Genomic DNA, 18320 nt, shown 5'->3' with positions numbered 1-18320 from the left:
CTCACGTCCGGTTTTGTAGGCGAGGCAGGGAGGCGACTCCCTGACCTTAGCCAGCAGGCTTGTAACTAGCCAATAAACTATCGGTAGGCAACTTGTGGGCCTGCCCAAATTTCTGTCACCTTTTTACCAAAAGTAATCGGCCGATCATTGTCTGTTGTAGTGATAGTCTTGCCATCATTAGCAACTTGCATTAATGGCCAGTTTTCCTCGCCCAATTCCCCTGCACGGAATAACACATGTTCTGGTTGGCTTTTACTCCAACCTAACAATACGGCAATTTTTTCATGTTCTTCCTCACTAACAGGAGTGACTGTGTTAGCGTAATTTTTTTGCCGATCCCAAATCACTGCACTATCTGTAGAATCACCTGTGTTAAAGATACCTTCAAACTTGCGTGCTAAGAAGCGATCGCCTTTTTCTGACCAACTAACTGGAACTAATACCCCAATCTTACCACTCGGATCAGTTTCTTCAGACGATTCTCCTTTTACAGCCTTTACTTTTAATAAAGGATCGCTAACTGGAGTCGTTGAAGCCATCACCCACAATTTCTTAGTCTGCATATCTTGGACAAACATCATGCTGGTGACACGGCTGTTGTACATTTGGGGTTTTACTTCCAGTTGCACCCGACTATAAACAGCATATTTACCATCTGGAGAAATCACAGGTACGCTGCGATAGTGACGTACTCCAGAACCACCATTAGAGGCAATAGCTTCTTGAGTTGCTGTAATCCATTTCCAAGGAATCGGATGAGGGCTGCCGATGGGATCTATTTGTTCTGCTTGGGACTCATTAGCTGTTTCCACAACAGGTATTTCCGTCGTTGTGGTTGATTGAGATTCTCTAATAGCTGGTGCTACTTGAGTTGCTGTCAATGATTCGGTAAAAGACTTTTCTCTAGAGAGATAATTTTCTTGTCCTCTCAAAGACTTAACATTAGCAGCTTTAAGTTTGCGTATTAAATTAAGTTGGCTAACAGGAACATCTGTTGATGGTGCGAGTTCAACTGCTGCCAAAGAATCGGGAACAGTTACATCACTTAAATCTAAATCGCTGCTTGAGAGATAATTATCTACTTCAGTTGAAGACTCAATTTTATCCGCTGGTAATACTTGCGGTTCCTGAACAGCAATACTTTGTGTTGGCACAGAGTCAAATTCTTCTGTGATCGATTCGATTTGATCTGTTTTTAATGTTTCAGCTATCTCAGGTTCCCCAACTACAGCTATTTCCTTTGATACAGAGTCAGATTCTCCAGCCATCGAAGTTAGTTTATGTACTTCGGATCTTACTGGGATCGTGTGAGCCGATGCTCCTAATAAAGGTGCAATAAGTATCACAACGACAACGTAATTGAGAAATGGTTGTGTGCGGAACCATCCTGACAGCAAAAGGGGTTTAAGCATTTGTAGACTCTCTAGAGGGGGCAATTGCTATGTGAGAAGCAATACATCAATAGCAATGGGCAGGTGGTAGTTATATGTATAACAAGAAACTAAAAGTAATGACGAAATAATATCTTCAAAGTTTGCAGAGGTTTACAAAAATTAAGTATCATCGTCTAGACTTTTTCTGACTTAAGTACGGGATATTTTTTTGCAAAAATATGCGAGTATAGTAAATATGCTGAGAACTCAGTAATTACTACACAATCTATAACTACCCTATACAAAAACGCACCAAAAATAAGTCTTGGTTAAGGGATATTTAGGATATAGTTTGAGGAATGATGCTGGCAAATAAGAGATAATCTAACTTAGCTACTGGGGATAGTACGAGCGATCGCTAGTACACAGCAAATAGGCTAGGTTACACACTAAATATAACAGCGCAAACCCTCATGATGGTAAACGTGAGGCGTTAATTAAAAACCTGGGAAAGCGGACGCATAATACATCATACTCAGAAGATATTGCTATCAGCAACCCAAAGTTATAAATTGCTATCTAAACTACAAAAATAGCTAGAAGACGCAATAGTTTTTCGGAAATTTAACTACGTTGAAAGCTAATTTCGGGAATACGAGCGGGAACACAAGAAAATTCACTCGGTAGATGCTCTAGCGAATCGCAACGAAAAACCACTAAGTGATTAGGTTCACTAGAGGCAGATGCGCCTAATACTAGCTGTTACACTTGTCAACTTAACTATTTAAGTTAATCAAGCAGCCTTTGGTTTCATTAATACGAAAATATTCTACCACCAAACAGCCAAAATTATTTACAGGTAACAACTGTATTTTGCAACTGCTGTTCGGAATTCAGGAGGCTGCTGATAATGGCTGAGTGACTTCTGTTTCAACATGCAACTTAAATGTTGTCAGTTATGAGGGGCGCACTTACGATTAACTAATGACTCACGACTAAAAACTACTAATTATTAATGAAAATTGTATTTTTTGGTACACCTCATTTTGCTGTACCCACCTTGGAAAAATTATTGAATCATTCAGAATTCGAGGTGCTGGCGGTTGTCACCCAACCAGACAAACGCCGGGAACGCGGAAATAAACTGACCCCTTCACCTGTCAAAGCGATCGCAACTGCTCACAACTTACCAGTATGGCAACCCGAACGGGTGAAAAAAGATACTGAAACTTTAACCAAACTCAAAAAATCAGATGCAGATGTGTTTGTTGTTGTCGCTTATGGACAGATATTATCGTCAAAAATATTAAATATGCCAAAGTTGGGCTGCATTAATGTGCATGGCTCGATTTTACCCAAATATCGGGGTGCAGCGCCGATTCAGTGGTGCTTGTACAACGGTGAGAGGGAAACGGGGATCACGACAATGTTAATGGATACAAGGATGGATACCGGCCCAATGCTCCAAATAGCTACTACACCGATTGGATTACTGGATAATGCCCAAGATTTAGCCGATAGACTAGCAGAGATCGGTGGGGATTTGTTGGTGGAAACTCTGTTGAAGTTGGAACGTAAAGAAATTCAACCAATTCCCCAAGATAATTTAGCAGCTACTTATGCCTCTCTGATTCAAAAACAAGATTATGCTTTGGATTGGTCAAAAAGCGCGATTCAATTACACAATCAAATCAGAGGCTTTTACCCTAACTGCACGGCTACCTTTCGTGACAACCTTTTGAAAATCACCGCTTCTGCTCCCCTTGGTTCTGTAAGCGATGTCTGGCGACAAGCCGCTTTGCGTCTACACGATCTCCCACCAGAATTGCAAGAATTAGCACATAAATTGCCTGATTTGTCAAATACATCAGATAAACCAGGAGTTGTAGTCAGCATTGCCAAAGGAATTGGTGCGATCGTCCAAACTGGGGAAGGTTTATTGCTGTTGCGAGAAGTTCAGTTAGCTGGTAAACGTCCCCAGTCGGGATGGGATTTTGTGAATGGTACCCGCATAACTGTAGGAGAAGTTTTTGGTGCCGGAAGCTGACGGGGATGGAAGAGATGAAGGAGAATAACTTTTAACTCCTCACTCTTAACTCCTAACTCCAAACTCCTAACTCAGCACTCAGCACTCAGCACTCAGCACTCATAAAAGCGGCAAGATTCGCAAGGCCCATCTGGGTTGACTGCACAGCGAATAAGTTCTGAATGAGCATTGTAGCAGCAGGTGGCATCGCCGATTACCCAACGTCCTGCTACCAAACTTTTCTCAGATGGTCGTTTAGCAGACTGTACATAAATAGCAATATTATGCAAGCGGTAGCGCCCAGCTTGAAGTTTGTATCTATGACGGCGCTCTAAAACCGCGTAGGTTTTACCTTCAAAATCGAGATAGTTTCCGGGTTGGGGTGTCCAATCAAGTTGCACTCTACCAAGGGACTCACGCGGGTGCGTCAGAATCACCTCGGTTGGTAAAGAGTCTGGCTCCATAAGCTTATGTGATTTGATTTACATTATAAGGATAGTATCGCGATCGCTTTCTTTAGCTTATCGAATTTAAATTACAATTGATGATTAACTAGATTTGCGAGAAATATACATACAGTAGGGTAGCACAGCAGTGCATCCCCATAGATTACGGCAACCAAAAGTTAGGCAGGATAGATTTACTCAAGTTACCCAAAGTTTGGTTGAGCGATCGCGCCACTTGGATATGCACTTCATCTTCTTCTACAGCTAAAATCTCAGATGGCTGACCTTCTCCTAAATAAGACACCACCAAATTCGCCGCCTCTAAACCAGTAACATAAGCCTTTTCCTGCGACCAGGAACCATGACGGTTCACAATCCAATCCCCACTCATAAATACATTCTCAAAACTTGTCTTGGCGGGCAACATATAACGATAGCTACCAGGTGCAAAGTGAGTTACCGCCTGAGGTAGCCGAATTACACTGCTATCAATAATCTTTGCCTCCCGAAACGCTGGTATACAAGTTGCTAAATAACCTTGAACTATTGATAAAATCTCTTCATCGCTCAAATTGAGAAACTGATTGGCGTGATAAAAATCAGCTTCAATCACTGTTCCCGGCTCATCCCGATATTCATCATGTAGAGCATTCAAATCAAAAAACGTCCAACCTGTACTTGTGTCGAATCCAAAACAAGCATTGGAAGGACGAGAAATATCAATTTTACGGTCAAACCATAGTCGCGTGGCTAAAACATCAATTGCTCCTAAATTGCTCAAATTACGGAATTCTTCACGGCTTTGTAAACTAGGGCTAGTTGAAACAATTTTCTTCATCCCCGTGATTCCAACCGCAAAAATTACGGCATCTGCTTCAATTACTTCATCACCACAAACCACACCCTTGACTTGATTACTATCAACAATTAAGTCTGTAACCCGACGCTTCGGCAACACTCGCGCACCAGCTTTTTCAATACGTTCCACCCAAGGACGAAATATCTTTTCTCCCACAGTTCCCCGACACCAAACCACATCAAAATCGGGTTGATGAGCCAGAATAAAAAAGTAAAGCATCCCTAAAGTTGCGGCGGCTGAACATTGTTCGCCAGGGGCAAATAAGCCCACTAATAACATTGGTTCAAAAGCATCGCGGTAAAGTCGCGCAGAAACGTTAAAATCTTTGAACAATTCACGGGCAGTTACAAAGTCATAGCGCCGCCAAGCTGCATCAGAATTGTCAAAATCAACAACCGCATAAAGTAAAGGCAGGGCGCTGAGACGGTCAATTAGTGGTAATCGTTTAAACTGAGTGTAGAGAAAAGTTCCTAGTGGCGAGGGGAGTCGCGGTAAATCTTGAAAAATTGGTGATTCAACTTCCAAACCTGCTGGCGAATATTGCGAAGAACGAGTCCAAGTAGTAAAAGGATTAATTTCTAATTCATTGATTAGGGAAAAAATATTTCTGTAAGGATACCAGAAGCCATGAATGCCAGCTTCAACAGATTTTCCAGCCGCTGTTTGCCAACCCGCCACCAATCCACCAGGATAGGGGCCTGCTTCGAGAAGTGTCACATCATAACCTTGTTTTGCTAAATGGTAGGTTGCTCCTAAACCAGCCCAACCAGCACCTACAACTACCACCCGTTTTTGTTTTAACCCTCCTACCATCGCAGCCTCCTATTGTTGCAGTCCATCAACTAATGTATACGAACTTGTGTTTTGAGCGAGCAAGGGTTGTCATTATAGCGGTTTTCACTTGGATGCAATAGGCTCTTTGCCAGCACATTCCATCGAATTTAAAATAGTTATAGACTTTAAAAAAGGCTTAGGGAAAGCCGTTCAGTAAAAATTACTTGCGGTTAATGCTGAGTTAAGAGTATAACAGAAAACAGAATTCACTATTGATGAGGATAATCATAATGTCTCAATTAGCAAATGTAAAATCCAGTCTAAATGACTTTGAATTACGAGATGGAATTTATTTTCCTAGCGACTATGAACAATTAACTAATACTCAACATAAAAAAACATGGGATGCAATTGGTAAAACATATTATGGCTCCCAAAAAATTGAAAAAGTTGCAGCGACATCGCCCATTAAACAAGATTACACTCTGCTAACTGGTACGCCTGGAGGTACTTGGAACAAATTTCCGTTGAATAAATCTGTCGGTTCTATTCTAGAAATTGGTTCTGGTTATGGTCGCGCACCTTTACATCTCTCGAAAGCGAAAAATCTGAAATGCGAGAAATATTACGGCATTGATATTTCTGAACCTTTATTGCGGCGGCTAATTAAAGTTAAACAAGAATACAATTTTTTTCCAGAAGCTGAATTTAACTTGATTTGCACTTCTGCTGAAACATTGCCTTTAGAAGATAATTCTATAGATTTGGTAATTTCTAATTGCGTTTTTATGCATATTCCAGATGCACAATTAAGAAATTTATTGGCTGATATCTCTCGTGTGCTAAAACCTGGTGGAATTTTTGTTTTTAATCATTCCTTTCACAATAAGTCTTGTCCTTCTCATATTATCCATAATTTTATCAGAAGGCTGAACCCATTTGTGAGAAATCCAGTTTATCTCAAGCAATACTCAGCTGCTGAAATAGAAGAAATGTTAGCCACTGCTGGGATGAAAGGGAAGTGTCCAGAATACATTGTCGAACCAACAGCAGAGTATGCAATTTTGCCGGAAACTATCAAAGGAATTCCCGTGCCGTTTGCTAATGCTATCAACAGAAGTCTCAAGCCATCAGACAATTTAAAAGAAACTTTGGCTTACGGTTTTAGTGCCTACAGTACTCACCTGGACTGATTAATAAACTCTCTCGTTATCACAATGAACTGAATACAAATAATTTACAAAAGCACAACAATGTTGTGCTTTTATGTTTGCAATAAATGCCTATCAACTCCAATCATCCTCAGTAAATGGTATGATATCAAGTCCGGTTAATTAGTATTCATTAAACTGCCACTTGAGGCAGACTATGAAGGAATGACAGAATTAAACAACAGCAGAATGATTGACTTTAGAGACAAAAAGCCCCAAATATGTCCACCTGCTGTCCAATGTGCTTCTAAATAAGCCAGCATACTAGCCTGGTTATCTGTTACTAAGAAATCACGATTCTTCAAATAAGCGAGCGCCCTGATGTAAACGTTCCGCAATTTGATAAGTTTGTCCTTGAGAGCGCATTGTCGGAGAATGAGCGGCTAAATACCGAGATGCAGCCACTAGTATATGAATTCCAACCGAAGTTTGACTGAGGTAAGAATACTGACGAAAGGCTGCTTCTATTTCTTGAATGACATGAAAATCACGGTTTTCTCGCAGCATCAATTTTCCCAGTTTTGCCATCAGTCTTTCAGCACTACCACCACTGTATAAATAATTAGCAACTAATTGCCCTGTCTGGTTTACTTGCTGCTGACGGTTTAATAAGTCTGGTAGCTGCTGGAGTAATTGTTCGGGATTTTCCCCGATTTCTTTGGGTTCTGGCAGGCGTGCTGGTGGGACATTCAAAAAACGATTTAAATATACACTCATCGCCGCATCAAACACACCTCTTAGTAGTTCGACTGTTGGTACTCTTCGTAAAGCTTGATGTACGGCATTTGCAAACGTAAATGGATGGTGGGCTGAATTCCAATCTCCAAAGTCATTATTAGTGTGGAAACGAGCTACTCGTAATGCTGCTGTATAAGTTACTACGCCAGCTAATTGTTCTTCAGTACAACCTGCTTTCAGTGCATTCAATAGCGAGTCTGCGATCGCTTGTGGGTCTTCACCTAATAAAATTGGTATTAGTTCATCTGGTTGTGACCAACTTCCCTGTCGAGATTTTCCCACACTTAATACAGTCGGTAATTGCTCAAAAGCCGACTCTAATATTGCCACCAAATCTACAGGGTAGCGCCAAGAGTTGGATTCTTCCATCCGAGAGGCATTGGCTAAACCCGAAACTAGGCTAGCCAGAATTGATTCTGCTGCTTGCCAAGCTATAGTATCAAGTGCTTCTAATGCTTTATTGATAAAATCAAGTGTATGCCCAATATCAAGATAGCGCCGATCAGTAGCAGCACAGAACAGCATATCTGCTATTTGCTTTGAATTAGCTCCGGAACGAACAGCAGATACTAAACATCTTTGTGCCGCTTCCGCATCCCGCACCTGAATAAATTGGCGAAACCAGCTTTTGAGAGTCGCAAAATCTACTTTCGAGTTGGGTAATGGGTGAACGACAAACTCTGGTGGCGCACCCGCGCTATCATTAGCTACTGCCGACAGTCCGTGGAATAAAGCACGAGGTTTGTCTTCTACATCAAGATAAGGTAATAAATTCATCATACAGGTGTGAATAGTCAAACCTGTACTCCAACCCGCTTTGTTATAACGAGTGCCAAATTCTAGCCCCATGAGAAATGGTTCTGTCGGGTTCACCCCCATATCTAACAGTGCAAGCGTTGATTTTGCAATCACTAAAGAAATATTCTGCTCTAAACCGTCTTGCAGACGTTGGCGGTGGTGAGCATGAGGGTTAACTGGTGGTGCTAAGTTTACCCAAACTTCGCCATCACGGATTTCTACCGGGAAACAAGGAACATCATCTGCCCACGAATCAAAGGTTCCACCACTAGCAAGGTCAAAGCGGGCATAATGCCAAGGACAGGTAACAATACCATCTTTGCAAGTGCTTCCTTGTAAGGGAAAGCCCATGTGAGGACAACGGTTATCAATTGCATAAACTGTATTATTTGAGTAAAACAAAGCAATCGTATGTTTTTCCTTATGGACTAACAAACTGCCTGCTGCCTGAACTTCTGCAAGTTGAGCAACACGGATATAATTGTCTGTTTTCGTCACACTTTCAAATATTTGAGTCATTTAATTGCACGTAGGTAAATGTCAAAACCCTTATTTCTACTTTGGCAAAGTTTTTCAAATTTGAGCATTTATGCATTCTAATTTTTGTTAACTTATATCAATTCAAAAAATGTTTATTTTTTGAATTGGTATAAGTTGCTATTTCTCAAGGGTTTTTGGCACATTTCTTATAATAAAATGCCTTCAGTCGGTGAATACCCTAAAATTTGGTGTGTTACTCATGCTCAGACGCAAAAGCCGCCGAAAAATTTCCTCAGTAGCTATGCTTGTGCTTGTTATATGCTTTACTTTGATAAGTGTGCGTTCACTTGGGCAAACAATTATGACATCAGCACCCCAACTACTCACCGACCCATTTTTGCAATTGCCAACTGCAAGTTCAGTGCAAGTAGTTTGGTTTACTGAATTTGCTGGTGTTAATCACACAGTAACCTACGGCGAAAATCTCCAACAAACTGCTAGGGCAAGTACTACCAAACTCAGTCGCACACGTGAAGACCAACAATCAAGAGTTGCAAACCAAACCCAAGACGGACAAGTTTATCAAAAACCTGTCCAGCGGGACATTTGGCGACATGAGGCTGAGGTAACTGGGTTAACTCCTGGTGTGCGGGTTAAGTATCGTGTCACGAGTGTGCAAGAAGACGGCAAAAGTGTTGACAGTGATGTTTTCAGCCTTACAGCTACTCCCAAATCAGATACACCACTAAAAATTCTACTTACCTCAGATCATCAATTAAAGCCGATGACAGCGACAAATCTGCAAAAGGTGGTAGAAACAGTTGGACGAGTTGATGGCGTGTGGTTTGCTGGTGATTTGGTCAATGTTAGCGATCGCGCCTCAGAATGGTTTGATGATAATGGTGGTGGTGCGTTGTTTCCCGGTTTACAAGGTCGTGCTAAATATGAAATGACGCACAACGATGTTAAGACAACCTACACTGGTGGACAAATAATTCAACACGCACCCATGTTTACTTGTATTGGGAATCATGAAGTGATGGGGCGTTTTGCCAGAACGGGAAGTTTAAATGATGAATTTGATGATACAATTCCCCGTGCCGTTGCTCAAAAAATCTACCGAGATAAATCTTTAATCGATAATTCTTTTAATACTAATACCTATGAAGAGATTTTCTCTTTACCAAAAAGTAAAGAGGGTGGAAAAAGGTATTATGCAGTCAGTTTCGGTGATACGCGTTTGGTGGTACTGTACGCTACAAATATGTGGCGGACTCCCAACTTAGATAGAAAGCGTAGAGGTAGATATCAGGAAGCTGAAAAGGATTTAAATAATCCTGAAAATTGGGGTTATGGACAAGTGATTTATGAGCCAATTGCTAAAGGCAGCAAGCAATATAATTGGCTAGAGTCAGAACTTAACAGCCCTGAGTTTCAACAAGCAAAATACAAAGTTGTAATGTTTCATCATCCACCCCACACTCTGGGTGATAATATAGTTCCTGCTTATACAGAGCCAGTACAGATAATTGAACGGGATGGCGACAATATCAAAGCAGTGCGTTACGAGTATCCCAAAGACGCAGATTATATTATCCGCGATGTTGTTCCAATACTTGAAGCAGCTAATGTGCAATTGGTATTTTATGGGCATTCCCATTTGTGGAACCGCTTTGTTAGTTCCAGTGGAATGCACTTTCTAGAAACATCTAATGTGGGTAATAGTTACGGTGCTGCTTGGGGTGATAGAAAGCGAGAAGTACCAATTGGATATCAAGAGGATTATGTTAAGCTTGGCGATCCCAATGGGTTAGAACCGATAGTGCCAACAATCGCCCCCTTGCTGGGTGAAGATGGAAAGCCGATGCCTTATATTGCGAGTAATGATATTACAGTTTTCAGTATCTTCGATACGGAGACAGGTACGATAAGTAGTTATCGTTTTGATACTCGCAAGCCTGACTCGGAAGTATTGAAGTTTGATGAATTTAAATTGAAATAGTAGGGTAATCTCACATTCACCAGCCAAAATTTGATATTTGACAATCAACTGTAGATAAAACGGGCATTTGAGGGTTTATTTTATCACAGAGGTTAAAGGGGAAAGGTTAAAGGGAAAGGGGGAGAAAAAACCTTTAACCCAAACCTAGTAATTAAGCCCCGTTGGGGCGGGGTATAGGGTGTGGGGTGTTGGGTGTAGGGAATAATTAGCCCTGACTTTCTTGACGATTGCATTGGTTGGGGTTCCAAACCCCGACCAATGCAGTCTTCTCAAACCTGCAACCCCACACCCTTCTTCTTGACCTTTTTCTCAAAGGGAATTATGAGTTCAAAATACTTATCCTAACCATATTGCCCCATCTTCCCCAAAAAAAACCGCTCTCTTATTCCTAGCTTGCTTGTGTAGTTTGATTTGATCATGTAATATTCAAACCAGGCATTAAATCACACAGCTAATATAGAGCATTTAAACAGCAATGGTACAGTTAACAAACAGCAACAATATAACGCTTTCTTCGCCCTCACCTTTAAACCCAGTCCGCATCGAATACACAATCAACGGTAATAGCGAATCCATTATTCAAAAAAACTGTGAATTACTTGTCATAGCTTGTGAACCCAGGAACTTGTATGAAATTTGTGATTACACGCCTGAAGAACGCGCTATCTTTGACAAGTTGAAAAATTTCACATTCCATACATCGCTACTCAAAGTCGAGGTCAATAATTCATCTTCTCAGACAAAAACATATCCTGTCATATTTGGCCCGAAACTATTACAGGAGATGAACGGAACTGTCTATGCATATCGTAACGAATCAGTCAAGCAATTTGGATCTGAGCGTGCGAATGAAATGACACATAACTTGGTGACAGTCTATCAATTGGTAGGCGAAACGGAGAACCCATGGTCTAACAGCGAGTTTGAGATAAAACTTAAAGATGACTTGCAGAACAGCGAGTGGTGGCCATTCTCACTCAACTATGAGATACTGGAAACCGTCACTACGCCTTACTTTGATCACTTCTCTAATGAAGACTTAAAGGAGGGCTTGCCTTGGAAGCTTCTGAATTTGCAGGGAAACAATAATACCTTGTATGTGCATGGATTCACTTGTTTTGAATCGGTCTTGCATTGCTGGGATTACGCCGAATTGATGCTGAATTCTGTGGACAGTGCAAAAAAAGCCTTGCCAACTAATCTAGACGCGCCTATTGTAATTCTGGGTGCTGGTGTTAGCGGTCTGTTGTTTGCCGTTAGGCTAAAGAGGTTGGGATACACGAATATAGAAATTCTAGAATCAACCGACCGATACTGTGGAAAAACCCATACTATTACTAAAGACGGGCCTTATCCAAGCGGATCAAATGAGAAGACAGTCTGTGAGTTAGGCACATGTTATTTATCGCCTGCCTACGATCAAATGCTTGAGGATCTGGAGGAATTTTTCGTCGACAACTCAGAAATCGATTTCGTTAAGAATGATCTGGATTTTAGAGGGATTCTCACCAAAGGCGAATTTCCAGATTATGTTGATGTGCCTCCTATTGTTACACAATCCGAATATATCCTTTTGAAGGCTAAAGCCTTATTAGGTCATCCCCAAGATTATGATTCAAAGTCGATACAAATTAGAATTGCTTTTGACCTCGTTAGATACAATATCCTTCATTACAAGATCATGGGTTCACAAAAGCCGATGCCACCGAAGCCACCAACGGCATTGCTGGAGAAAACCTTTTATCAGTTCTTGGAAGACAACCAACTACTTACCCTTGTGGGCATGATGGAGTATATCTATTCTGTGCAGGGGTATGGTGTGATGACAGACATCCCCGCCTATTATGGCTTGATCTGGATCACACCTATCGTTATCCAAACGATTCTGCTCGATAATTTGGATATAGTAAATCAACCCGTTGTTACCGCATTAGAAAAAGGTTGGGGCGATCTTTGGGATCAAATAGTAACAAAAGAAAATCTTAAGATTACCTATTTGGCGGAGACTAAATCCATTACACGTCTAAGCTAATGTTTCTAAATTAGTCTTGACAAGGGGAGCAGGGGAGCAGGGGAGCAGGGGAGTATGGGAGCAGGGGAGCAGAGGAAAGTTCTTCTACAAGTTCTTTCCCCTCTGCCCTCAAGCTTGTGAGAAATGCGGGTTATTACGGTCTGCTGCCTCCAGTCAGATATTGAGTCTCTGGCTCAATGAATGCAGTCCGAAACTCTGACTGGGAAAGAGGAAACAGTAATATGATGTCGAACATGGGCTGAAGAGTAGCTTTTGAGTTGTCGTTGTAAGAGACAATAACTCTACTACATCAGCCCTATCTTTTAATACTCTTTTTTTGGCGAAGGTATTATTAACGCAACGATACACTACACCAACGCGTAGCTTGTCGTAGAGAAGATCATAGATTAGCGATCGCATCGGCAACTCGCCCAGAAACAAAAGGCAAAATATCCCGACTTTTAGCTTGGGCTTTCCCTTCAGTAAACACCACTAAGAGATAAGGGCGCTGTTCTGGTAACTCAATATACGCAACATCATGGCGAACTTGACTTGTCCAACCTGCCTTTGACCAAATTTGAGCATTTTCAGGCAATCCACCACCTAAGAAACCTGTCACCTGATTTTCCTCGGTGTCAGTGGGCAAATCTTTGAGAGGACGTTTGAGTAAAGCCATCATCGCTTGCGATCGCGCACTTGAAACCGCCACTCCACCTACAATACTATGCAGTAACCTAGCGATCGCATTTGTGGTCAACATATTGCGATTGTCCAGTAACTCTCCCACAAACGCCCGTTCCCGTCCATAAGGCCCATCACCCCAAGTTTTTTGACAGACGTTTATTGTCTCCATTTCTTCCCAACCCAAAGATTGGTAATAGCGGTTAACAATATTACGCTGATATTTCCAGGTTTCAAAGGGGCCGATTGGTAATTCTGGCCCTGATGTGGTACCACTCAAAATATCCACAACCAAGCTGGTAGCATCATTACTAGAATCGACAATCATATCCCGCAAAGCTCGCTCCAACTCTTTGGAGGTTTGACTCATGCCTTTTTCTAGCCATTCGTTTACCGCCACCAGGTAAAATAGCTTGACTATACTAGCAGGATAAATCCGCTCAACACCGCGATAAGTGAAACCACGAACTGGGTGATCCCAAAAAGCGTTGGGAGTCAGCGCCCCACCAGTATTTACTCGCACTGGTGGATCGTAAACAACCCAAGTCAAGGCAATTTGGTTACGTGCTAAGGTCGGAAATGCTGCCCAAGTTGCATCTAAAATGCCATTACCAAGATTCTCTAGTTGTTCGTCTTTATTAAAAAAAATCATTCTCTGATAATGTCCTTTAATCTAAAATCCAAAATGGTTCGACTGAGCGAAGCCGAAGTCCAAAATCCAAAATCAGGGGAGTATCAGTGTTTAGCTGACCTGAATTTATATGATTCTCCTGAATGTACGCGTTTAGCAACTCAAGCTGCATCTGGGAGACATTTGTGGGTAACATCAAATCATCAAAATTCGGCGGTTGAGGTGTATTTATGTGAGGATGACTATCCAGGATGGCTATCTCTTTCAGATTTTGATTCATTACAATCTGCTACTGTACCTTATCAGGCTGCAACATTTTCTGAATCGGAGATTAAAAAACTCCTAGCAGAGATTATCGCCTTTACCCAAAAAGCGATGCAACAATCAAATTATTACCTTTGGGGTGGTACGGTTGGGCCAAATTATGACTGTTCTGGGTTGATGCAAGCGGCCTTTGGTTCGGTGGGTATTTGGCTACCTAGAGATGCCTATCAACAGGAAGGATTCACTCAACCAATTACGATTGCAGAATTAGCAGCCGGGGATCTCGTATTTTTTGGCACTAGTCAAAAAGCCACCCATGTCGGGCTTTATTTGGCGGATGGTTATTATATCCATAGTTCTGGAAAAGAACAGGGACGAAATGGGATCGGAATTGATATTCTCTCGGAACAGGGAGATGCGGTTAGTCAGTCGTACTATCAGCAGCTGCGAGGTGCTGGTAGAGTTTTTAAGAGTTACGAACCACAGAGACGCTGAGGATGCTGAGGCTTATGAGGAGTGGGTTGATCGATCAAGGGGTAATGGGGGAAAATGGGGCGATTTCAGCAATTGTCCCAGATGTTTCGGTGGTAGTACCAATACATGACGAGGTGGAGAGTTTGCCACTTTTACTAGAAGCGATCGCCTCTACTTTATCTTCTAGTCAGGTAAATTATGAAATCATTTGTGTGGATGATGGTTCTACAGATGGTTCTGGGGATTTTCTCAAAGAACAGGCGCAAGTTCGTACTGATTTAAAAGCGGTGATTTTGCGTCGCAACTACGGACAAACTGCGGCGATGGCTGCTGGATTTTATTATGCAGTCGGTAAAGCGATCGTTACTTTAGATGCCGATCTCCAGAACGATCCGGCTGATATCCCGATGTTATTAGCAAAGCTGGACGAAGGTTACGATTTGGTGAGTGGTTGGCGGCAAAAACGCCAAGATGGTGCTGTAAATCGGTTACTTCCTTCCAAAATTGCCAATTGGCTAATTCGTAGCACCACTAGCGTGAATATTCATGACTATGGCTGTTCGCTGAAAGCCTATCGTGCAGAACTTTTGGCAGATATGAACCTTTACGGAGAATTACACCGATTTTTACCTGCTTTGGCGTACATCGAAGGAGCTAGAATCACTGAAATACCTGTACGTCATCATGCCCGTCGCTTTGGTCGTAGTAAATATGGAATTTGGCGGACATTCCGGGTATTGATGGATTTGTTAACCATTCTGTTTATGAAAAAATTCCTCACCCGTCCGATGCACGTTTTTGGGCTATTGGGCTTGATTTCAATGTTTTCGGGCACTGCGATCGGAATTTACTTGACTTTCGTCAAATTGGCTTTAGGCCAGATGATTGGGAATCGCCCTTTGCTGATTTTGGCAGTTCTATTGTTATTAACTGGAGTGCAGTTGTTTTGCTTCGGTCTTTTGGCAGAATTGCTCATGCGTACATACCATGAATCCCAAGGACGACCTATCTATCGCGTGCGAGAGGTGGTAGCAAAAAATGTTAAGTAAGGTAACAATAGTAGTCATTGGTCATTAGTCATTAGTTATTGGTCATTGGTCATTGGTCATTAGTTATTGGTCATCAGCAAATAATTAAGAGTAAATATTGGTTGACTCTAGACCAAGGACAAAAGACAAATGACAAATGACAAATGACAAAGGACAAAAAACTAGTTAAATTGCATCTACCTTGAAAGTATTTAATACCTTTGACACGGAACTGCGGCGTAACCTGCTGATTTTATTTACGGCAGGTTTATTATTCTGGTCGAGTATGTCTTCGCTTTTACCAACCCTACCGCTTTACATCGATGATGTGGGCGCAAGCAAGCAAGAAATTGGCCTTGTTATGGGCAGTTTTGCCATTGGGTTATTGCTATCTCGCCCAATGCTGGGGCGATTAGCCGATGAACGCGATCGCAAAATTGTCTTGTTGATTGGTACGATGGTAGCGGCGATCGCACCCTTTGGTTACTTGGCAACCCGATCTATTGGGTTATTAATTTTGGTGCGGATTTTTCATGGCATTAGTATTGCTGCTTTTACCACTGGCTACAGTGCCTTAGTCGCAGATTTAGCGCCCGCCCAAACTCGTGGTGAAATCATTGGTTACATGACTCTAGCAACTCCCATTGGTTTAGCAATTGGCCCTGCCTTGGGAGGGTATTTAGAAGCTACAAGTGGTTACGGGATATTATTTCTGTTATCCGCCGAATTGGGTTTTGTCGCCCTCTTAGGGATTTTACAAGTTACGAATCCGCCAGTGCAAACGCAGGAGCAGACAGAGGGAGAAGATCGCAACTTTTGGCAAATTTTGGCCAGTCCACGGGTGAGAGTTCCAACTATAGTTATGTTGCTAGTTGGTTTGTCTCTTGGTGCTGTACATACCTTTGTGTCGTTGTTCCTCAAATCCACTCAGGTGGACTTCAATGGCGGATTGTTTTTTACAGCTGCGGCAATTTCTAGTTTTAGTATCAGGATATTTGCTGGTAAGGCAAGCGATCGCTTCGGGCGGGGTTTGTTTATTACCTTTGGGATTTTCTGCTACGTTTTAGCGTTAATACTGCTGTGGCAGGCTTACAGCCCGATAGTTTTCTTACTGGCTGCGATCGCTGAAGGTGCTGGTGGTGGTACACTGTTCTCGATGATGGTTACTATGATGGCAGATCGCTCCCTGCCGCAAGAACGGGGGAAAATTTTTGCTATCTGCATAGCTGGACTCGATTTGGGAGTTGCGATCGCTGCTCCTCTTTTGGGCATTATCGCAGAACTTGTAGGCTACCGCGATATGTTTGGCTACGGTGCTGCAATTACTTCTTTAGCACTTATCCTCTTCCTCACCCATTCAAGCAAAAACCTATCCAACTCACTGCGCTTTGCACTAGGTCTAGCTCCAGATGCCTACGCCTTGAAAAACTTAAAAGTTAGGAGTGATGAAATTTAATTCCTCACTCCTAACTTTCAACTCTTAACTTTTTAAAAACGGGCGAGGAGGGATTCGAACCCCCGACACCGTGGTCCGTAGCCACGTGCTCTAGTCCACTGAGCTACACGCCCTCACCGACAATCTATATTAACACGTTCTAACCAAATGGCGCAAGATAATTTTCTATCTAATTTTGCCAACTTAACTCATCTAGATCCCCAAGGACAGGCACAAATGGTAGATGTGTCTGATAAAGCACCTACCATTCGCCAAGCAATAGCAGCTGCTAAGGTACGAATGCTGCCAGCCACCTTCGCTGCCATTCAAGCCGGAAATGTTCCAAAAGGGGATGTGTTGGCAACTGCAAGATTGGCTGGAATTATGGCAGCCAAGCAAACAGCCAGTTTAATTCCTTTGTGTCATCCGTTGCCTTTGCAAAAAATCGCAGTCGAAATCATACCCGATCCCCAACTACCGGGTTATCAAATTCAAGCCACAGTTAAAACCAAAGCTGAAACTGGTGTAGAGATGGAAGCCTTAACTGCCGTTTCTGTCGCTGCTTTGACTTTATACGATATGGCAAAAGCTTTAGAAAAGTCGATTCAAATTGAATCAATTCGTTTAATAAGTAAAAGTGGCGGGAAATCAGGAGATTATTCGCCGGCAGAGCAATAAGCTGCGCCGCTCTGCCTTTGTGCTGCGACAACCTGAAGAAGCGTCTACGTTAAAAAAAATTGACTTTGACAAAGAGTTAAGCCTTAACACAAGTGTATTGAGAAATAATCACCTTATCTACTCCTTATTTTCTAGCGTGCTGAATCAATTCTTGTTTTTTAGCAGGATAGTCAACACCTTTCAAGTGTCTAGATAATTAACTGAAATTAATACACAAATCCTGACAGAAAATGTGACAATTTTCCCAAATACTGTTTTGGATATTCAGTAGCCATGTTAAGTATCAAAGATATTGAAATTCAGAATATTCCCCTAAGTGCTGCTAGCAACGATATCCTCGAAGGCACCAGCGTTGCCGATACCCTGATTGGCGGCAAGGGCGATGATCTTCTCAAAGGTTACGGTGGTGCT

General features: G+C 42.1%; 15 protein-coding genes and 1 tRNA gene. 8 read left to right on the top strand and 8 right to left on the bottom strand.

Annotated elements, in window-relative coordinates:
- Nucleotides 1-77: 77 nt before the first annotated feature.
- Nucleotides 78-1412 carry a hypothetical protein gene (locus tag RMY16_RS12960; RefSeq protein WP_322736702.1) on the bottom strand — a complete coding sequence of 445 codons (1335 nt, stop codon included), beginning with the start codon at nt 1410-1412 and terminating at the stop codon, nt 78-80.
- 976 nt (nt 1413-2388) lie between these two features.
- Here RMY16_RS12960 and fmt point away from each other — a divergent pair.
- Nucleotides 2389-3420, top strand: coding sequence for a methionyl-tRNA formyltransferase (fmt, locus tag RMY16_RS12955; protein ID WP_322736701.1), 1032 nt, complete (start codon nt 2389-2391; stop codon nt 3418-3420).
- A 92-nt stretch (nt 3421-3512) separates the two neighbouring features.
- Here the strand turns inward: fmt and RMY16_RS12950 are convergent, their stop codons facing one another.
- Together RMY16_RS12950 and RMY16_RS12945 are read right to left on the bottom strand one after the other, a co-directional pair.
- Complete coding sequence (locus RMY16_RS12950) at nt 3513-3863, bottom strand: DUF6464 family protein (protein WP_322736700.1); 351 nt, start codon at nt 3861-3863, stop codon at nt 3513-3515.
- A 145-nt stretch (nt 3864-4008) separates the two neighbouring features.
- On the bottom strand, nt 4009-5517 hold the full coding sequence (locus RMY16_RS12945) for a hydroxysqualene dehydroxylase (protein ID WP_322736699.1): 1509 nt from the start codon (nt 5515-5517) through the stop codon (nt 4009-4011).
- A 251-nt stretch (nt 5518-5768) separates the two neighbouring features.
- On the opposite strand from RMY16_RS12945, the gene RMY16_RS12940 reads away from it, so the two are divergent.
- A complete protein-coding gene (locus RMY16_RS12940) occupies nt 5769-6671 on the top strand; it encodes a class I SAM-dependent methyltransferase (protein WP_322736698.1) in 903 nt (300 codons plus the stop codon).
- 173 nt (nt 6672-6844) lie between these two features.
- On the opposite strand, the gene RMY16_RS12935 is transcribed toward RMY16_RS12940, so the two are convergent.
- On the bottom strand, nt 6845-6994 hold the full coding sequence (locus RMY16_RS12935) for a hypothetical protein (protein WP_322736697.1): 150 nt from the start codon (nt 6992-6994) through the stop codon (nt 6845-6847).
- The gene (locus RMY16_RS12930; protein ID WP_322736696.1) at nt 6981-8723 is read right to left on the bottom strand and encodes a Rieske (2Fe-2S) protein; all 1743 of its coding nucleotides are present in this window, start codon (nt 8721-8723) and stop codon (nt 6981-6983) included. Before RMY16_RS12930 ends, RMY16_RS12935 begins: the two co-directional genes overlap by 14 nt.
- 343 nt (nt 8724-9066) lie before the next feature.
- Here RMY16_RS12930 and RMY16_RS12925 point away from each other — a divergent pair, with 343 nt between their 5' ends.
- Both RMY16_RS12925 and RMY16_RS12920 read left to right on the top strand, forming a co-directional pair.
- Nucleotides 9067-10707 carry a metallophosphoesterase family protein gene (locus RMY16_RS12925; RefSeq protein WP_322736695.1) on the top strand — a complete coding sequence of 547 codons (1641 nt, stop codon included), beginning with the start codon at nt 9067-9069 and terminating at the stop codon, nt 10705-10707.
- Nucleotides 10708-11182: 475 nt separating this feature from the next.
- Nucleotides 11183-12739, top strand: a complete 1557-nt coding sequence (locus RMY16_RS12920) for an FAD/NAD(P)-binding protein (protein WP_322736694.1) — start codon at nt 11183-11185, stop codon at nt 12737-12739.
- Between the two features lie 379 nt (nt 12740-13118).
- Here the strand turns inward: RMY16_RS12920 and RMY16_RS12915 are convergent, their stop codons facing one another.
- Nucleotides 13119-14051, bottom strand: a complete 933-nt coding sequence (locus RMY16_RS12915) for a serine hydrolase (protein WP_322736693.1) — start codon at nt 14049-14051, stop codon at nt 13119-13121.
- A gap of 9 nt (nt 14052-14060) precedes the next feature.
- Here RMY16_RS12915 and RMY16_RS12910 point away from each other — a divergent pair, with 9 nt between their 5' ends.
- From RMY16_RS12910 to RMY16_RS12900, 3 genes are all read left to right on the top strand, one after another.
- A complete protein-coding gene (locus RMY16_RS12910; RefSeq protein WP_322736692.1) occupies nt 14061-14789 on the top strand; it encodes a C40 family peptidase in 729 nt (242 codons plus the stop codon).
- A gap of 14 nt (nt 14790-14803) precedes the next feature.
- Nucleotides 14804-15817, top strand: a complete 1014-nt coding sequence (locus RMY16_RS12905) for a glycosyltransferase family 2 protein (RefSeq protein WP_322736691.1) — start codon at nt 14804-14806, stop codon at nt 15815-15817.
- 181 nt (nt 15818-15998) lie between these two features.
- On the top strand, nt 15999-17252 hold the full coding sequence (locus tag RMY16_RS12900) for an MFS transporter (RefSeq protein ID WP_322736690.1): 1254 nt from the start codon (nt 15999-16001) through the stop codon (nt 17250-17252).
- A gap of 39 nt (nt 17253-17291) precedes the next feature.
- On the opposite strand, the gene RMY16_RS12895 is transcribed toward RMY16_RS12900, so the two are convergent.
- Nucleotides 17292-17365, bottom strand: a tRNA-Arg gene (locus RMY16_RS12895).
- A gap of 34 nt (nt 17366-17399) precedes the next feature.
- On the opposite strand from RMY16_RS12895, the gene moaC reads away from it, so the two are divergent.
- Nucleotides 17400-17909, top strand: a complete 510-nt coding sequence (moaC, locus tag RMY16_RS12890) for a cyclic pyranopterin monophosphate synthase MoaC (protein ID WP_322736689.1) — start codon at nt 17400-17402, stop codon at nt 17907-17909.
- A 124-nt stretch (nt 17910-18033) separates the two neighbouring features.
- On the opposite strand, the gene RMY16_RS12885 is transcribed toward moaC, so the two are convergent.
- A complete protein-coding gene (locus RMY16_RS12885; protein ID WP_416211665.1) occupies nt 18034-18093 on the bottom strand; it encodes a DUF2795 domain-containing protein in 60 nt (19 codons plus the stop codon).
- Nucleotides 18094-18320 lie beyond the last annotated feature (227 nt).

Source organism: Nostoc sp. DedQUE12b, assembly GCF_034530835.1.
Classification (GTDB): domain Bacteria; phylum Cyanobacteriota; class Cyanobacteriia; order Cyanobacteriales; family Nostocaceae; genus Nostoc.
Note: the sequence above shows the minus strand (reverse complement) of the source record. Positions and strands in the feature narration are given on the sequence as shown.